General features: G+C 43.7%; 18 protein-coding genes. 2 read left to right on the plus strand and 16 right to left on the minus strand.

Features of this window, described 5'->3' with window-relative positions:
* Positions 1–130: 130 nt before the first annotated feature.
* Positions 131–577 carry a GatB/YqeY domain-containing protein gene (locus tag MHI44_RS03315; protein ID WP_003230022.1) on the minus strand — a complete coding sequence of 149 codons (447 nt, stop codon included), beginning with the start codon at positions 575–577 and terminating at the stop codon, positions 131–133.
* A gap of 14 nt (positions 578–591) precedes the next feature.
* Positions 592–765: a 30S ribosomal protein S21 gene (rpsU, locus tag MHI44_RS03320; protein WP_003152957.1), complete on the minus strand. Its 174-nt coding sequence runs from the start codon at positions 763–765 to the stop codon at positions 592–594.
* A 172-nt stretch (positions 766–937) separates the two neighbouring features.
* Between rpsU and MHI44_RS03325 the strand changes: the two genes are divergently transcribed.
* Positions 938–1,861, plus strand: a complete 924-nt coding sequence (locus tag MHI44_RS03325; RefSeq protein WP_221776794.1) for a Na/Pi symporter — start codon at positions 938–940, stop codon at positions 1,859–1,861.
* 35 nt (positions 1,862–1,896) lie between these two features.
* On the opposite strand, the gene mtaB is transcribed toward MHI44_RS03325, so the two are convergent.
* The 12 genes from mtaB to gpr form a co-directional block, all read right to left on the minus strand.
* Positions 1,897–3,252, minus strand: a complete 1,356-nt coding sequence (mtaB, locus tag MHI44_RS03330) for a tRNA (N(6)-L-threonylcarbamoyladenosine(37)-C(2))-methylthiotransferase MtaB (RefSeq protein WP_014114458.1) — start codon at positions 3,250–3,252, stop codon at positions 1,897–1,899.
* Positions 3,252–4,022, minus strand: a complete 771-nt coding sequence (locus tag MHI44_RS03335; protein ID WP_339202868.1) for a 16S rRNA (uracil(1498)-N(3))-methyltransferase — start codon at positions 4,020–4,022, stop codon at positions 3,252–3,254. The genes mtaB and MHI44_RS03335 overlap by 1 nt, the downstream gene beginning before the upstream one ends.
* A 22-nt stretch (positions 4,023–4,044) precedes the next feature.
* Complete coding sequence (gene prmA / locus MHI44_RS03340) at positions 4,045–4,980, minus strand: 50S ribosomal protein L11 methyltransferase (RefSeq protein WP_004398884.1); 936 nt, start codon at positions 4,978–4,980, stop codon at positions 4,045–4,047.
* A 24-nt stretch (positions 4,981–5,004) separates the two neighbouring features.
* Complete coding sequence (dnaJ, locus tag MHI44_RS03345; protein WP_003230010.1) at positions 5,005–6,132, minus strand: molecular chaperone DnaJ; 1,128 nt, start codon at positions 6,130–6,132, stop codon at positions 5,005–5,007.
* Between the two features lie 199 nt (positions 6,133–6,331).
* Positions 6,332–8,167, minus strand: coding sequence for a molecular chaperone DnaK (gene dnaK, locus MHI44_RS03350; protein WP_004398786.1), 1,836 nt, complete (start codon positions 8,165–8,167; stop codon positions 6,332–6,334).
* Between the two features lie 23 nt (positions 8,168–8,190).
* Complete coding sequence (grpE, locus tag MHI44_RS03355) at positions 8,191–8,754, minus strand: nucleotide exchange factor GrpE (protein WP_029317891.1); 564 nt, start codon at positions 8,752–8,754, stop codon at positions 8,191–8,193.
* Between the two features lie 71 nt (positions 8,755–8,825).
* Positions 8,826–9,857 carry a heat-inducible transcriptional repressor HrcA gene (gene hrcA, locus MHI44_RS03360; protein WP_003246126.1) on the minus strand — a complete coding sequence of 344 codons (1,032 nt, stop codon included), beginning with the start codon at positions 9,855–9,857 and terminating at the stop codon, positions 8,826–8,828.
* A gap of 80 nt (positions 9,858–9,937) precedes the next feature.
* Positions 9,938–11,077: a radical SAM family heme chaperone HemW gene (gene hemW / locus MHI44_RS03365; RefSeq protein ID WP_015251676.1), complete on the minus strand. Its 1,140-nt coding sequence runs from the start codon at positions 11,075–11,077 to the stop codon at positions 9,938–9,940.
* Positions 11,078–11,129: 52 nt separating this feature from the next.
* Complete coding sequence (lepA, locus tag MHI44_RS03370; RefSeq protein ID WP_003229999.1) at positions 11,130–12,968, minus strand: translation elongation factor 4; 1,839 nt, start codon at positions 12,966–12,968, stop codon at positions 11,130–11,132.
* A 133-nt stretch (positions 12,969–13,101) separates the two neighbouring features.
* The gene (locus MHI44_RS03375; protein ID WP_033884453.1) at positions 13,102–13,440 is read right to left on the minus strand and encodes a YqxA family protein; all 339 of its coding nucleotides are present in this window, start codon (positions 13,438–13,440) and stop codon (positions 13,102–13,104) included.
* A gap of 16 nt (positions 13,441–13,456) precedes the next feature.
* Positions 13,457–14,662, minus strand: coding sequence for a spore autolysin SpoIIP (spoIIP, locus tag MHI44_RS03380; protein WP_088326541.1), 1,206 nt, complete (start codon positions 14,660–14,662; stop codon positions 13,457–13,459).
* Between the two features lie 62 nt (positions 14,663–14,724).
* Positions 14,725–15,831: a GPR endopeptidase gene (gene gpr / locus MHI44_RS03385; protein WP_109962781.1), complete on the minus strand. Its 1,107-nt coding sequence runs from the start codon at positions 15,829–15,831 to the stop codon at positions 14,725–14,727.
* A 203-nt stretch (positions 15,832–16,034) separates the two neighbouring features.
* On the opposite strand from gpr, the gene rpsT reads away from it, so the two are divergent.
* Positions 16,035–16,301, plus strand: a complete 267-nt coding sequence (gene rpsT / locus MHI44_RS03390; RefSeq protein WP_003229989.1) for a 30S ribosomal protein S20 — start codon at positions 16,035–16,037, stop codon at positions 16,299–16,301.
* A gap of 14 nt (positions 16,302–16,315) precedes the next feature.
* Here the strand turns inward: rpsT and holA are convergent, their stop codons facing one another.
* Positions 16,316–17,359, minus strand: coding sequence for a DNA polymerase III subunit delta (gene holA, locus MHI44_RS03395; RefSeq protein ID WP_029317888.1), 1,044 nt, complete (start codon positions 17,357–17,359; stop codon positions 16,316–16,318).
* A gap of 39 nt (positions 17,360–17,398) precedes the next feature.
* Positions 17,399–17,548 (minus strand): hypothetical protein, encoded by a 150-nt coding sequence (locus MHI44_RS03400; RefSeq protein ID WP_003229985.1) that lies wholly within the window; start codon positions 17,546–17,548, stop codon positions 17,399–17,401.
* Between the last annotated feature and the right edge of the window lie 4 nt (positions 17,549–17,552).

Consider the following 17,552-nt stretch of genomic DNA (forward strand, 5'->3'; position numbering starts at 1 on the left):
GGGCGGTGTATCCCTCCTTCCTTTTATAATAAGTGCCTTCTCTTCATACGTAACAAATGTATCAAAGGTTTCATTTTTTTATGTATAAAAAAAGACATCTCTCTTAGAAAGATGTCCTTTTCTTTGCCATTTAAGACAGTTGACTGCTCACAAGCTTATTAATTAAACTTCCGTCAGCTTTACCTTTTACTTTAGGCATAATTGCCCCCATCACTTTGCCCATGTCCGCTTTTGAGCTCGCACCGACCTCCGCGATGGTTTCATTTACGATTGTACGCAGCTCTTCTTCTGACAGCTGCTCAGGTAAATAAACTTCTAAAATGTCCAGCTCTTTTTGAACTTTATCTACTAAATCTAAACGATTAGCGTTTGAAAATTCCTGGAGGGAGTCTTTACGTTGCTTAAGTTCACGAGAAAGGACAGTGAGTTCCTCATCCTCGGTCAAACTGTCTTTCTTAAGCTTAATTGCTTCATTTTGAAGTGAAGCCTTAACCATTCGAACGACAGTCAGTTTGTCTTTCTCACGGTTTTTCATATACAGCTTCATATCCTGGTTGAGACGCTCAAGAAGACTCATAAATCCACCCTCTTTTAGAATTTGCGTTTTCTAGCAGCTTCAGACTTTTTCTTGCGCTTTACGCTAGGTTTTTCATAAAATTCACGCTTTCTTGCTTCTTGCAAAGTACCTGTCTTTGATACACTGCGTTTGAAGCGACGAAGAGCATCTTCAAGCGATTCGTTTTTTCTAACGACCGTTTTTGACATTCTCTTTCCCTCCCTCCGAATACACCAATCGACTACCTTTAAGTTACACATATAAACATGTACTTTGACATTATAATATAAGCCATCAGTCAGGTCAACTAAGTGAGTTCACTTTTCCGTCATGAGTGCGACTGCCTGTCTATATAATGAAAGAAAGGGGTTGGTGAATAGGATGTTAATTCTGATTAGCTTTACTGCTCTTATATTATTCTTTCTCGCAGGCATGAACATGCTTCGAAAGGGCTTAATTTCAATGGCGTACTCAAAAATTGAAGAACGTTTGCTTTTATTTACAGACCATCCGTTAAAAGCGTTTCTTATCAGTATTGTATTTACGGGGATACTTCAGAGCAGCTCAGCCTTTATGGTCATTGTCATCGGCTTTGTAAGTGCGGGCGTTCTTTCTTTTAAGCGGACGATCCCGATGATTCTGGGGACAAATGTTGGCTCTACTTTTACAACTGAATTTATTGCTATCAAAATGGATATTGTGATTTGGGTTCTTTTAATAGGAGGTTTATTGTTTTTTCTGACTGGCAGGTATCCTTTGAAACAGCTGGGAACAAGCTTCCTTGGACTGGGCATCATCTTCTTTTGCATCAGCGGATTCAGCCATCTTGCCGGGCCGCTGACAAAGCTGAAAACGGGCGCCGACGTTCTATACCATGTTAACGATTCAAACTGGTCCGCTTTGCTCATCGGGATGGTGTTAACTGCCATCATTCACTCCAGTTCTGTCTGTATCGGCATTTTGATGAGTTTTATGAATGAAGGGATTATCGGACTGACACAGGCGATGAGCGTCGTACTCGGATCAAATATCGGGACATGCATTACAGCTGTCATGGCTGCTGTATCCGGCGGATATGCGGCGAAACAGACAGCGTATGCCCATGTGGTATTTAACGTGCTAGGGGTCGCTCTAGTATTGCCTTTTCTGACCGCAGCGACCGGCTTTGTAGAACAGTTATCACCTGATCCTGCCCAAAGGATTGCTCATTTCAGCCTTTTATTTAATGTGGTGACAGCTCTTTTGTTTCTTCCGCTTACAAACTTGTTTTACCGATTGATTCACCTTCTTATCCCGGCTAAATAAAAAACCGGTACATTTTAATGCACCGATTTTTTAGGTTAAGAAGACAAACGCATGTGTTCAGTTATTTCATCCTCAACCACACGGACAAACTGTCCTTCGTTGTAAGGATAACCTGCTTTTAGGATTTTGACTTTTACGATTTTGCCGATCATATCTTCCGTGCCTTTGAAAACAACCTTCATATAGTTGTCTGTGTAACCGACAAACATGTTCTCTTCTTCTGTTTCTTTATAGGCTTCCTCAGGAATAATCTCAAGCACTTCATTTTCATACTGAGAAGCGTATTCTTTTGCAAGCTGGTCAGAAAGAGCAATCAGGCGGTGCACACGTTCGTTTTTCACGTTTTCATCCACTTGGTCTTCCATTCGCGCAGCTGGTGTTCCTGTACGTTTACTGTAAGGGAAAACATGCAGTTCAGAGAATTTATGTTCTTTAATAAAGTTATAGGTTTCCATAAATTCTTCTTCTGTTTCTCCAGGGAATCCGACGATGACATCAGAAGTAACAGCTAAGCCTGGCAGTGCTTTTTTCAATTTATTTAAACGGTCTGCAAAGAATTCCATTGTATATTTGCGTCTCATCCGTTTAAGCACTGTGTTTGATCCGGATTGGATCGGAATATGCAAATGATTCACTATCTTATCTGAGCGGTCTAAGACCTCGATCACTTCGTCAGTGATTTGGCTGGCTTCGATTGAAGAAATTCTGATCCGTTTCACGCCTTCCACACGGGTGTCTAATTCGCTCAAAAGCTTCGCGAAGTTGTAATCTTTCATATCTTCGCCGTAGCCGCCTGTATGAATACCCGTAAGAACAATTTCCTTATATCCGGCATCAACAAGCTGCTGCGCTTGTTTAATGACTTCTTCAGGGTCGCGGGAGCGGAGCAGGCCGCGCGCCCACGGAATGATACAGAATGTGCAGAAATTATTGCAGCCCTCCTGTATTTTCAATGACGCTCTTGTGCGGTCCGTGAAAGCAGGCACATCAAGCTCTTCATATACTCTTGCTTTCATGATGTTGCTGACGCCATTAATCGGCTGGCGTTCTTCTCGGTATTGGTCAATGTAGCCAAGCATTTTTTCACGGTCCTGTGTTCCAACTACAATGTCGACACCGGGGATCGCCATAATCTCAGCAGGTGAGGTTTGCGCGTAGCAGCCTGTGACACAGATGACACCGTCAGGATTTTGACGAATGGCTCGTCTGATCACTTGGCGGCTTTTTTTATCTCCCGTATTTGTAACCGTACATGTATTAATGACATATACATCAGCTGTTTGTTCAAAGTCTCTTCTTTCATAGCCCGCTTCTTTGAAAAGCTGCCAGATTGCTTCTGTTTCATAATGGTTGACTTTACAGCCAAGCGTATGGAAAGCAACAGTTGCCATTACTGATCACCTCTTAATAACTCTGTTTGATAAGAAATCGCGCTCAACGCGTATAGCGGAGCGGTTTCTGTCCTTAAAATTCTCGGTCCAAGGCCGCACGGCACACCGTCTTGCTCTGTGAGCCGTTCAACCTCCGCTTCTGTTAAACCGCCTTCGGGACCAAATACGATCAATAGAGATGATCCTTTCGGAAGGCTGCTTACAATCGCGCTGAATGTGCTTATTTCCCCTTGCTTCGATGACTCCTCGTATGCAACGACACATTTATCGAAATCCTGCATCCTTTGAAGAAGCTGCTGAAAAGAATGGACATCCATCACTCGCGGCACTTCGTTACGGTACGATTGCTCAGCCGCTTCCTTTGCAATTTTCGTCCATCTTTCCCGCTTTTTCTTTGCCTTTTTGTCATCCAGCTTGACAACAGAACGCGCGGCTTGGAAAGGAATAAAGGCATAAGCTCCGAGCTCAGTCCCCTTTTGGATAATCCATTCAAGCTTATCTCCTTTCGGAAGGCCGCTCGCAATATAGACCTTTATCGGAAGCTCTCTGTTTTCATTCGTCCATTCTATCACAAGGCAGGACACTTTATCTTTGGAAACAGATTGAAGTTCACATTTTGCCTCGAAGCCGTCTTGAGAGCAGCAGATAATCTGATCTCCCTCATTCATTCTCATCACGTTCACAATATGATGAACATCTTCGCCGGTAATCGAAAAAGCCGGCGCTTCCTCTATTTGCTGCTTCGTGAGCTCGATAAAATATCGTTGCATACGCTGTGACACCTACTAACTATTATTTTTTCGCAATAATGCTGACCCAATCTTCCATTGAAAGGATTTCTACAATGGTAAAGCCAGCTTGTTCCAGTGCTTCTTTTACTTCTTGTTTTTTATGACCGATGATTCCTGACGTAATAAAGTGGCCGCCCTCTTTTAACAGGCTGTACGCTTGTGAAGTAAAGCGAAGAATGACTTCAGCCAAAATATTGGCCACAATCACATCATGTTCCCCTTCAATCCCGTCTAACAAATTGTTTTGCTTCACTTGAGCAATATCGCTGACTTTGTTCAGCTTGAGATTGAGGCGTGCACTTTCTACAGCCACGGGATCAAGATCGTAGGCATGAACCGATTCAGCCTCAAGCATTGCAGCCGCAATACTTAAAATTCCCGAACCAGTGCCCACATCAATCACCTTATCACCCTTTTGCACAAAGCGTTCAAGCGCCTGAATGCAGAGTACGGTTGTCGGATGTGTCCCTGTGCCGAAAGCCATTCCCGGGTCCATTTCAATAATCAGTTCATCAGTATGGACCGGCGTATATTCCTCCCACGTCGGCACAATTGTAAACTTTTCAGAAATTTTCACAGGATGATAATACTTTTTCCAGGCAGTCGCCCACTCTTCTTCATTTACTTCAGAAATAGTGATGTGGTTTCTGCCCAAATCAATATTGTAAAGAAGGAGATTATTAATCGTTTCTTTAATGCCGTCTACAGTTTCGCCCAGAAAACTGTTAACCGGCAGATATGCTTTGACAATGACACCCTCATCTGGGTAATCATTGGGGTCGAGCTGGTAGATTTCCCCGTACACATTCTCACGTTCTTTAATTAAATCAAGCGGGTCCTCTATCACAACCCCACTTGCACCAGCTTCATGCAATATATTTGAGATAGGTTCGACCGCTTCATGTGTTGTGTGAATGCTTAATTCGGACCATTTCAAAACTACCAACTCCTCATCCAATAATTAATCGCCTTTAAACGCGCGTTTTACCTTGTCAAAGAAACTCATTTCCTGTTCGTCAGGCAGGTTTCCGCTGACTTCGGCAAATTCGCGGATAATGTCTTTTTGTTTATCAGTCAGATTTGTCGGCGTAACGACGCGGACGACGATATGCTGGTCACCCTGTCCATAGCCTCTGACATTTTGAACGCCTTTGCCTCTTAATCTGAATTTCGTTCCTGTTTGTGTACCGGCCGGAATTTTCAATTTCACTTTTCCATGCAGCGTCGGCACTTCTACCTCATCTCCAAGAGCAGCCTGAGCAAACGTTAACGGCATTTCACAGTAAATATCATCGCCGTCACGCTCGAAGAACTCGTGTGCGCGTACATGGAACACGACAAATAAATCCCCGGCAGGGCCGCCGTTTATTCCTGGTTCACCCTGTCCCGAGAGACGAAGCTGCTGCCCGTCATCTACACCGGCTGGAATTGTCACATTGATTTTCTTGCGTTTTTTGATTTTTCCTTTGCCGCCGCAGTCCGCACATTTGTTTTTAATTATTTTGCCTGTACCTTCACAGTGGTGGCAGACCCGTCTGTTAACGACTTTTCCAAACGGTGTATTTTGCTCCACGTTTAACTGGCCGGAGCCTCCGCAGTGGGAGCATGTTTCTGGATTTGTTCCAGGTTTCGCACCTGAGCCTTTACATGTTTCGCACGTTTCCTCGCGGGGAATTTCGATGGTTGTTTCTTTACCGAAAGCAGCATCCTCAAACGACAGGGTCATCGTATACTGTAAATCAGCACCCTGGCGCGGAGCGTTGGGATCTCTTCGTCTTGTGCCTCCGCCGAATATACTTGAGAAAATATCATCGAAACCAAAACCGCCGAAATCGCCGCCGCCAAAACCTCCGCCGCCGAAGCCTTGGTTAGGATCAGTGTGACCAAATTGATCGTAATGCGCACGTTTTTGGTCATCTGACAGCGTTTCGTATGCTTCTTTTACCTCTTTAAATTTTTCATCTGATCCGGCTTCTTTGTTAATATCAGGATGATATTTTTTTGACAGCTTCCGATAAGCTTTTTTAATTTCATCCTTTGAAGCGCTCTTACTTACTCCCAGCACTTCATAGTAATCACGCTTACTCATCTCGCTTCACTCTCCCGAATTTCTCACATAAATTAGATTGTATCATTTTGAATTATGATTTTTCAATTCCTTTTATCCCGGGCAAGAAAAAAAGTCAAAGCCAAGAGATGCCTGACTTTGACTTTCTAATCATTGAATCAGATTATGAAATGTGTTCTTTTCGGTCAGCTCCGGAAGCGGGGCTGACACTAAAAAGAACTTATTTTTTGTTTTGGTCGTCGTTTACTTCTTCGTATTCAGCGTCGACAACGTTGTCATCCGCTTTGCCTTCAGCGTTTGCTCCGCCTTGAGCTTGCTGTGCTTTAGCAGCTTCTTCATAAAGCTTCATAGAAAGCTCTTGAACGATTGTTTGAAGCTCATCTTTTTTCGCTTTGATCTCTTCAAATTCGTTTTTCTCAATCGCTGCTTTTAAAGCATCTTTGGCATCGTTGGCTTTTTTCACTTGTTCTTCGTCCACTTTGCCTTCAAGATCTTTTAATGTTTTCTCAGTTTGGAAAACAAGCTGATCTGCTTCGTTGCGGACTTCGATTTCTTCTTTTTTCTTCGCATCAGCGTCAGCATTTTCTTCCGCTTCTTTTACCATGCGTTCGATCTCTTCATCTGAGAGACCTGAAGAAGATTTGATTGTAATGTTTTGTTCTTTTCCTGTGCCTAAGTCTTTTGCTCTTACGTTTACGATACCGTTTTTGTCAATATCGAAAGAAACTTCGATTTGAGGCACGCCGCGCGGTGCTGGCGGGATATCAGTAAGCTGGAAGCGGCCGAGTGTTTTGTTGTCGGCAGACATTGGGCGCTCACCTTGCAGAACATGGATATCAACAGCTGTTTGGTTATCAGCAGCAGTTGAGAACACTTGAGATTTGCTTGTCGGGATCGTCGTGTTGCGGTCGATCAGTTTTGTAAACACGCCGCCCATTGTTTCGATACCGAGAGAAAGCGGTGTAACGTCAAGAAGAACAACGTCTTTTACGTCACCTGTGATAACGCCGCCCTGAATCGCAGCACCAAGCGCTACAACTTCATCCGGGTTTACGCCTTTATGCGCTTCTTTTCCAGTTTCTTTTTTGATTGCTTCTTGTACGGCAGGGATACGAGTTGATCCGCCGACAAGGATGACTTTGTCGATTTCGCTTGCAGAAAGTCCTGCATCTTGAAGCGCTTGACGGACAGGACCCATTGTGCGCTCTACTAAATGAGAAGAAAGCTCTTCGAATTTAGCGCGAGTTAATGTAAGTTCAAGGTGAAGGGGTCCTGCTTCTCCAGCTGTGATAAACGGTAAAGAAATTTGCGTAGAAGATACGCCGGAAAGATCTTTTTTCGCTTTTTCAGCTGCGTCTTTCAAACGCTGAAGCGCCATTTTGTCTTTTGATAAATCAATGCCGTTTTCTTTTTTGAATTCAGACACAAGATGATCGATGATAACTTGGTCAAAATCGTCCCCACCCAGACGGTTGTCGCCGGCAGTTGAACGAACTTCGAATACACCGTCGCCAAGCTCAAGGATGGAAACGTCGAATGTACCGCCGCCAAGGTCGTATACTAGGATCGTTTGATCTTCATCTGTTTTATCAAGTCCGTATGCAAGCGCTGCTGCAGTCGGCTCGTTGATGATACGTTCTACTTCAAGACCTGCAATTTTACCAGCGTCTTTTGTTGCTTGACGCTCAGCATCGTTAAAGTATGCAGGAACTGTGATAACTGCTTTTGATACTGTTTCGCCAAGATAGCTTTCAGCGTATGATTTAAGGTGTTGAAGGATGATAGCAGACACTTCTTGTGGAGTGTAATCCTTTCCTTCAATTTCAACTTTATAATCAGTACCCATATGACGTTTGATAGACATAATTGTGTTAGGGTTTGTAATAGATTGACGTTTAGCCACTTCCCCTACTTGACGTTCGCCGTTTTTAAATGCAACAACTGATGGCGTTGTGCGGTTTCCTTCAGCGTTAGCAATAACTTTAGGCTCGCCGCCTTCAAGCACTGCCACACATGAGTTTGTTGTTCCTAAGTCGATTCCGATAACTTTACTCACTTGAATAACCTCCTGCTATGTAATTATTGATTCACTTTGACCATGGAAGGGCGAATGACGCGATCCTTCAGCTTATAGCCTTTTTGCATTTCCTCAACAACAATGTTTGAGCCGTAGTTTTCGTCTTCAGCCTGCATAACAGCTTGGTGCAGATTAGGATCAAATTCCTGCCCTACAGCTTCGATGGCTTCGACGCCTTCTTTTTTCAAGGCTTCTACGAGCTGACGGTGGACCATTTCCATTCCCTGGAGCAAACTTTTCGTCTGTTCATTGTCGGCTTCAACCTGAAGCGCTCGTTCAAAGCTGTCAAGAGCCGGCAGTAAATCAGTCACGATATTTTGAGAACGGTATTTTTGGGACGCTTCCATCTCTAAACGGCTGCGTCGTTTATAGTTTTCAAAGTCTGCTTGAACACGCAAAAGTTTGTTTTCTTTTTCCTCAAGCAAACCTTGCAATTCGTTAATTTGGTTTTGAAGAAGTTCGCTTTCATTTGTTTCTTCCTGATGTTCATCAGCGGCAGCTTGTTCTTCAATGATTTCTTGCTCTTCTGTTTCGTTTTGTTCAACGGTTTGTTTTTCTTCTGACATTGTGTTCACCTCCCTCAAAGTGTAAGGAGAAGGACAGGTGCTGCCCTTCGATAAAATTTGCCAAAATTCCCTTATTCATCATACAGACTTGTTAATGCTTTTGACAAGTCCGAAGTCACATGCTGAAGCAGGCTGACAACCCTGGAATAATTCATGCGGGTCGGGCCGATAATCGCAATTGAGCCGATCTGCTTCTGGTCTACGGAATAAGAAGCCGTAATCAGACTGCAATTTTCCATCTCTTCATAGTCGTTTTCTTTTCCGATTTTAATCGAAATTCCCGTGTGCGGGGATTGAACCAGCTTTAAAACATCCTGTTCTTTCTCAATTAATGAAAGCAGCGACCGAACTCGGGTGATATCATGGAACTCAGGCTGGTTCAGCATATTGATTTTCCCGCCAAAAAACAACTTTTCAACGTGATTTGTGGAATGAAAGGTTGAACGAAGCGCGTCGAGTATATTGTCATAGTTTTTAATGTGCTGTCTTAGGTACATGACAACTTCCTTAAATATGCGCTCATTCAGTTCATCCATTGGAACGCCGCTTAAACGGTCGTTCAGTATATTTACCAGTTTTTCAATATCAGACAGATCCATTTTGGTCGGAAAGTTAATCGTTTTGTTTTCCACATGCCCCGTATTGGTAACGAGAATCGCTACCGCCATATCAGGCTGAATCGGAATGATTTGAATCTGTTTAAGGTAATTCTCACTCAGCTTCGGCCCGAGTACGATGGATGTGTAATTCGTCAGATCGGACAAAATTTGCGCTGATTTTTGAACTGTCTTCTCCAGCTCGAAAATTTTCTCTTTGAAGATCGAGTGGATTTGGTCCAGGTCGCTTTTCGTCAGTTTGACGGGTGACAGCAAATGGTCAACATAGTACCGATACCCTTTTTCTGACGGAACACGTCCTGAGGATGAATGGGTTTTTTCAATAAAGCCCAATTCCTCCAAGTCAGCCATCTCGTTTCTTATTGTTGCAGAGCTAAATGTGATTTCATCTTTTTTCGAAAGAGTTCTTGATCCCACCGGCTGTGCCGATTTAATAAAATCGTTGATTATAACCTGAAGGATCAGCAGCTGACGATTTGTTAACATCATCATCACCTCTGTTAGCACTCTCAATAAGCGAGTGCTAATTCTATAACAAAAGTATCAAACCACAAGAAAAATGTCAATTATAACTCACCCAAAAAAGCGCCAAAAACTTCATTGCCTAATAATTTCCCTTGATGAGTCAAATAAACGGCAGACTCCGAATTGTGAATCAGCCCTTTTTCAGCGAGGTCTTTTAACACGCTTGGGAAAAGTCCATCCAGGGAACGGCCGTATTTTTCTGCGAATCGTTTTTTGCTGACACCGGCTGTTTTTCTCAAACCTAAAAACATTTCTTCCTCAATCTGTTCTTCTGTTGTTACTTCATGTGTATCTCTGTACGGAAAACCCTTTTCAGCTATCAGGTCAATGTAATGCTTAACAGGTCCGACGTTCACTGTTCGTGTGCCGCCGATATATCCGTGAGCGCCGGCTCCGAAACCGAAATATTGTTCGTTGCTCCAATACGTTAGATTGTGCTTAGATTCCATGCCTGCCTTAGCAAAGTTGCTGATTTCATATTGATGAATGCCGTGAGCTTCCATCTTGCTCATCACCATTTCATACATTTCAGCTTCCTGCTCCTGCGGCGGAAGATGAAGCCGCCCTTTTTGCATCAAATTATAAAATACCGTTTTCGGTTCTACAATAAGGGAGTAAACGGAATAATGCTCGGCGTCCAATGATAAAGCAGTGTTTATGGAATGTTCCAGATGCTTGAGGGTTTGCCCCGGAAGCCCGAACATGAGATCAAGACTGATATTCTCAAAACCGATTTCCCGCGCTCTTTCAAAAGAGGTGAATACATCTTTTTGCTTGTGCACTCGGCCGATTTTTTCTAACAGATCGTCTTCGAACGTTTGCACACCAAAGCTGAGGCGATTTACGCCTGCTTCTTTTAATATTTTTAATTTCTCTGCGGACAAGTCGTCCGGATTCGCTTCAACCGCAAATTCCGATAAGTCGCTTGAGGGCTTCAGTACGCGGTTGATCATGTCCATCAGCTTTTTAAGCTGTTCCTCAGACAGGGAGGTCGGCGTGCCTCCTCCGATAAAGATTGTTTTGAGATCAGGCTGCCCAGTTTTTGCTATTGTATTTATCATTTCCTGTTCGAGTGCGTTTAAATACTCGTCGACTGGCTGACTTTGAATAAAATATTTATTGAAATCGCAGTAGTGGCAAATATGCTCACAAAATGGGATATGGATATAAGCTGATTTCAACGGATTCACCTTCTTTACAGAAAGAAGCCGCAGTACAAGACTGCGGCGGCTTCTATTGTTTTTTCGGACTGTCGTCCATTTTCAGAACTGCCATAAATGCTTCTTGCGGCACTTCAACTGAGCCGACCTGCTTCATACGGCGTTTTCCTTCTTTTTGTTTTTCAAGAAGTTTCCGTTTACGCGAGATGTCCCCTCCGTAACATTTAGCCAATACGTTTTTACGCATTGCTTTTATGGTGGAGCGGGCCACGATTTTCTGGCCGATTGCGGCTTGTACCGGAACTTCAAACTGCTGGCGCGGAATGAGTTCTTTCAGTTTTTCAACGATCACTTTTCCGCGTTCATATGCGTAATCACGATGCACGATAAAGGAAAGGGCATCGATTTTTTCACCATTCAGCATAATGTCCATTTTCACAAGCTTGGACGGTTTGTAGCCGATCAGTTCATAATCAAAGGACGCATAGCCTTTAGTGCTTGATTTCAGCTGATCAAAAAACTCATATACGATTTCCGCTAATGGCATATCATAAATGATGCTGACTCGGTTTGCGTCTAAATACTGCATATCAATGAAATTGCCGCGTTTTCCTTGGCAAAGCTCCATTACAGCGCCGACATAGTCATTCGGCACCATCATCGTCGCTTTTACGTATGGCTCCTCAACCCTTTCGATCTTTTGAGGATCCGGCATGTTGGACGGGTTGTCGACAACGACCTTTTCGCCGTCTGTCATATACACGTCATAGATAACGCTTGGCGCTGTCGTAATCAGGTCGATGTTGAACTCACGCTCAATTCGCTCCTGAATGATCTCCATGTGAAGCATGCCTAAAAATCCGCAGCGGAACCCGAATCCAAGCGCTTGCGAAGTTTCCGCTTCATATTGAAGGGAGGAATCATTCAGCTCAAGCTTTTCAAGAGCTTCCCTTAAATCATTATACTTCGCTGTATCAATCGGATACAAACCACAGTACACCATCGGGTTTAGCTTGCGGTATCCCGGCAGCGCTTCTTCTGCAGGATTGGCAGCGCTCGTTATTGTATCACCGACACGTGTGTCACCGACATTTTTGATTGAGGCAGTCAGGAAGCCTACATCACCGACCGTCAGTTCATTTGTCGGAGTTGCTTTCGGCGTGAACACGCCCACCTCTGTTACTTCGAATTCTTTGCCGGTTGCCATCATTTTGATTTTTTGTCCCGGCTTTACCGTTCCTTCAACGACTCTGATATAAGCCACGACACCGCGGTAGGCGTCATAAAGCGAGTCGAAGATCAGCGCTTTGAGCGGCGCCTCCGGATCTCCGGTCGGAGCTGGCACCTTTTCTACGATTTGTTCTAAAATCTCCTCAATCCCGATACCGGCTTTTGCTGAAGCAAGCACGGCTTCTGATGCGTCAAGGCCGATAACGTCTTCTACCTCTTGGCGCACACGTTCGGGCTCGGCGCTCGGAAGGTCGATTTTATTGATGACCGGAAGGATTTCAAGATCGTTGTCAAGCGCTAAGTAGACATTGGCGAGCGTCTGCGCTTCAATCCCCTGGGCTGCATCCACGACAAGAATCGCTCCCTCGCAGGCAGCAAGGCTTCGGGATACTTCATACGTGAAGTCGACGTGTCCCGGCGTATCGATTAGATGAAAGATATATTCTTCTCCGTCTTTTGCTTTATATTTAAGCTGAACAGAGTTTAATTTAATGGTTATGCCCCGCTCACGTTCAAGATCCATAGAATCGAGCAATTGTTCTTTCATTTCTCGTTGAGTGATTGCCGACGTTTTTTCTAAAATACGATCCGCTAAGGTCGATTTTCCGTGGTCAATATGGGCAATGATAGAGAAATTCCGTATTCTCGATTGCCTCTCTAAACGCTTTTCTTTATCTGTCACAATCTATCACTCCTACTATTAAACGCAAAATACACTAGCTTAGATTATATCAATAGGATTGTAAAGATTCAATGTAAAACAAGAAAGAGAAAAGTTCCCTATCATATCTGGGCTGCTTTTCTCTTTCACGTACTTATTGATTCATATCCCGTATCCATTCATACATTGACTGGGCAGTATTGGTTACGGTGTCCGAAAGCGCTTTTCCGGCTTTTGAAAACATATTGAATGTCTCCACCTTTTCCAGCTCTTTTTGTTTTTCTTCTAAATCTTTTGCCGTGACTGTTTCTCCTAGGATTGAGGCTTCTTTTTCATTATCTTTTCCGTCGGTGAGCGTAAACGCCCCCTTCAGTGAAGCGTCATGATAGCCTTTCATACTCAGCATCCCGTTGTTTGCCTGCTGCATGCCGAACAGAACGCCTAAAAACATGATCGTGACAAGCAGTAAGCACTTTCCAAAGTATGCAATCAAATCAACCACCTATTTCTTATTGTTTTTTCGTCTCCCCGCTCGCTGCGTTGACCTTTTCAGCATCCCAGTACATTTCGCTGAATACGTCCGCGGCCGCGTTAGCCGCACGCTGCAGCTCTTCGAGATTATTATCCACTCCGCCAAACTCGAGCAAAAGCGCTCTATCGGTTAAATCCTGATTGTAAACACCATTATCGCCTGGCGAGCCTTTGGAAAAGACACCTGTGCTAAGTCCGGGGTATTTTTTCTCCATCAGTTTATGAAGCTCACTTGCAATTTTATAGTTTTCTTCGAAGTTTTTGCTTTTTTTCCCGACGACAAAGGCTACCCTGGCATAGCTTTTCCCTTTAATCGTTGCGGTTGTGTCTTTTTTGCGCCGAGAGTCTCTGTGGATGTCAATGATATATTGCAGATTTTTGTTTGAAGCGAGGGCGTCTTTCACGACCGGCCTTGATTCATCATAGGACCTGGCATAGTTTAAGCCTTTTTTATTCAATTTTGACTGTATATCGGTTTTATTCACTGTGGCTCCGATTCCCTGGGATTCAAGCGCTTGTCCGAACATATCTCCTACAAGCGTGACATTGGCTTTAGAATGGCGCGCCATGTCAGGATCGGTCTCGCCTTTTAATAGAGGGAGATATGATTCCGTATTGTGCGTGTGATAGATAAACACGACCTTTTTATCACCTGTTGTTTGTTTCGGCGGATCTTTTTGCGCATTATCTGATTGCGTTTGCTGTTTTTCAATCTCTGCCAAATTCGCTTCCCTTTCTTCCTCCATCACCTTAGACGGCGGCGGCGATTCCGCAGGCATATTCGTATAATCCGTCCCTTGTCCAGCTAACAAAATCTCGGTATCAAATTGTGCAAACCCCGGCAGCTCCCGACCGAGAAAGCTCCGCGGATCTTCGAGGTTAATGCTCGTCGCCAGCTTTAAAGAAAGACGAGAAAGATGAAATGAGCTGTCTGTTTGAGAGAGGTCAGAAGCGAAATAATGGTTTTCCATCCGCAGCAAATGTGCAAATACGTCACCCGGCAATTCTTCAGCAATCCCATAAAAAGAGTCAGACGACGGCCTAAGTTCCGGCCGGAGAGACGTCAGCACACCGGATAGAACAAAAATCACGATAAGGCTTACGATAAATAGAAAGATGGCTTTTACCGCTTTCCCTCCATTTACCGCAACAACAATCTGTCTGTTTTTGCGTTTATTTCTCATTGAATCCCTCCAGCGCTTGTCTAGTAATTACTCTATGAACAAGCTAGAGGAAGTAGAACTGTTTAGTGATTGTAGGAGCCTTTGTTTTCTTGTGACACTTTTTCATGAAGCGCTGTGTTTAATCCGTTCGCTAAAACATTTGCCATATCGTCGATAAATGAATCGACTTCCTTCGGTGTAACCATTAAGTTGTGCCCTAAAGGCGAAAGCACCTCGTGAATGAGCTGCCGTTTTTCATCTTCTTGAAGGGTTCCGACAATACCTAGGAACGATTGGCGCTGCTTTTGATCGGGAAGATCTTCTTCAGTGAGCACTTTCTTTTTCCCAAACGTCATGCCTGCCGGAACAAGCGATCTTGATGGCCTGTTATCCTTCATTTCTCTGCCAAAATGTTTTAATATGTAGTCCACCGTGTCGCTGGCAATTGTCACGGCATCAACTACTGTCGGAACACCGATAGCAATCACCGGAACACCAAGCGTGTCTTTGCTTAAATCTTTTCGTTTATTCCCCACTCCAGATCCCGGGTGAATGCCTGTATCCGATATTTGAATGGTTGTGTTGACCCTTTCCACCGCCCGCGCCGCCAACGCATCAATGGCGATGACAAAATCAGGCTTCGATTGCTCAATCACACCTTTAATAATGTCACTTGTTTCGATTCCTGTTATCCCCATTACACCCGGTGCAAAAGCACTGACAGGCCTGTACCCCTCCTGTACGTTTTCCGGCTGAAGCTTAAACAAGTGCCTTGTTACCAACAGATTTTCTACTGCCATCGGCCCAAGCGCATCAGGTGTCACGTTCCAGTTGCCGAGCCCAACGATCAAACAGCTCGCATCTTTTGAGATATTAAGGTTTTCAAGAAAAGCTGAGAATTCCTCCGCAAAGACAGCAGAGACCTTCTCCTGCATTTCCGAATCATTCTCCCTGATTCCCTGTGCTTCAAGCGTTAAATAGCGCCCTTCTTTTTTTCCCGAAAGCTCTGCGCCTTCCTTTGTAACATCAACTGTGCGGATTTTAATACCGCCGTGATCACGCTCTTTTTCAATAAAGCCTTTAATTTCTTTTGTCGGCACAGCCTGCTGATTGGCCATTGCTTCCTTCGTTTCCACTGCCAAATCGGTCCGTATCAAATACTGATTCACATCCAGCTCACTATTTTTCATACAGGGGCCTCCTTCACATTAAGTACCTATATTGTTGCCATTTGCTGAATAAATCATGCTAAAAAGAGAACCTTCAATGAAAAATACTTTACATTTATATTGCAATCTAAAGGTGTGTTTGATAGAATACAATTTGTTCTATTGTGAAGAAGATTTAACCTTAAGACACTGTGCTACAGGTTGTATCTTAGGAGGTGAAACACATGCCAAACATTAAATCAGCGATTAAACGTACAAAAACAAACAACGAACGCCGCGTTCATAACGCGACAATCAAATCTGCTATGCGTACTGCAATCAAACAAGTTGAAGCTTCTGTTGCCAACAACGAAGCTGACAAAGCGAAAACTGCTCTTACTGAAGCAGCTAAACGTATTGATAAAGCAGTGAAAACAGGTCTTGTACACAAAAATACCGCAGCTCGATACAAATCAAGACTAGCGAAAAAAGTGAACGGACTTTCTGCATAATATAAAAACGATCCTCAATAATGGGGATCGTTTTTTTCATTTCTTTTTAACAGCTGTAAAAGGAACAGTTCGAGCAGAAGCTGCTTGTCCTTTTTTCCGGTTTTCATCTCATAGTCCATGACGGCAAGCTGTTCAATAATTGAACGGAGCTCCTCCTCTGAAAAAAGCCTTGCTTGATCCATCGCCAGCTTTACCCGAAATGGGTGAACTTTTAGATTAGAAGCGATTTGTTTTTGTCCGTATCCCTGTTCCGCGAAGTACTTTGTCTGCAGAATCAGCCGGAACTGGTTCGAAATAAGCGCCATAATTTTGATCGGTTCTTCATTTTGTTTAAGCAAATCATAAAAAATTTGCAGACTCTCAGTTCGTTTTCGGTTGACGATTTTATTGATCAGCTCAAAAATATTTTGTTCAAGGCTTCTAGCAACAAGCATTTTCACATCATCCAGCGTAATTTCTTCACGATCTCCAATAAACGTGCAGAGCTTTTGAATCTCCTGAAAAATCGATGACAGATGCCCGTTCACAAGCAGAACCAAATGCTCCGCCGCTTCCGTGCCGATTGTTTTCTGCTCTGTTTTTGCAAGGTTGACAGTAAAGTCTGTCGTTTCCTTTGCGTTTAATTCCTTCGCCTCCATCATAAACGCGTGCTTCTTTAACGCTTTCGTCAGCTTTTTCCGCTCATCAAGCTTTTCATACGGAGCAAGCAGGACAAAGACTGTGTAAGGCGCAGGTGATTGTATATATGATTCAAGCGCACTGACGTTGTGCTCAATTTTTTCTTTTTTCTTTTCACCTGTTAAAAAATATGGATTTTTCACAATGACAAGACGCCGCTCTCCCATAAACGGAAACGTTTCAGCATCTGCAATCGCTTGATCCAGCGGGTCCTCTTCCAGATCAAAAACGGATAGATTGAAATCCTTTGTCTCCTGATCAACGACCGTCTGTCTGATCCTGCTGACGGTTTCTTGCAGCAGATATGTCTCTTTTCCGTATAAACAATAAACTGGATGGACATCTCCTTTTTTCAGGCTTTTCCACACATCAAATACCATTGTTGTACGACTTCCTCTCTTTCATCATCCCCTTCTATCCTAAATTGAGTTTGCAAAATAGTAAAGAGGAAGCCTGACTGCTGCTTCCCCATTTATATTAAACGCCTGTTCGCAAGCCCCCGGGACAGCTTGTAAAAAGGCGATAATCACCAGAACAGAAAACGTTACCTTAGCTTCTAGATTTTTCAAAACA

The sequence above is a fragment of the Bacillus sp. FSL K6-1366 genome, from assembly GCF_037976695.1.
Lineage (GTDB): Bacteria > Bacillota > Bacilli > Bacillales > Bacillaceae > Bacillus > Bacillus subtilis.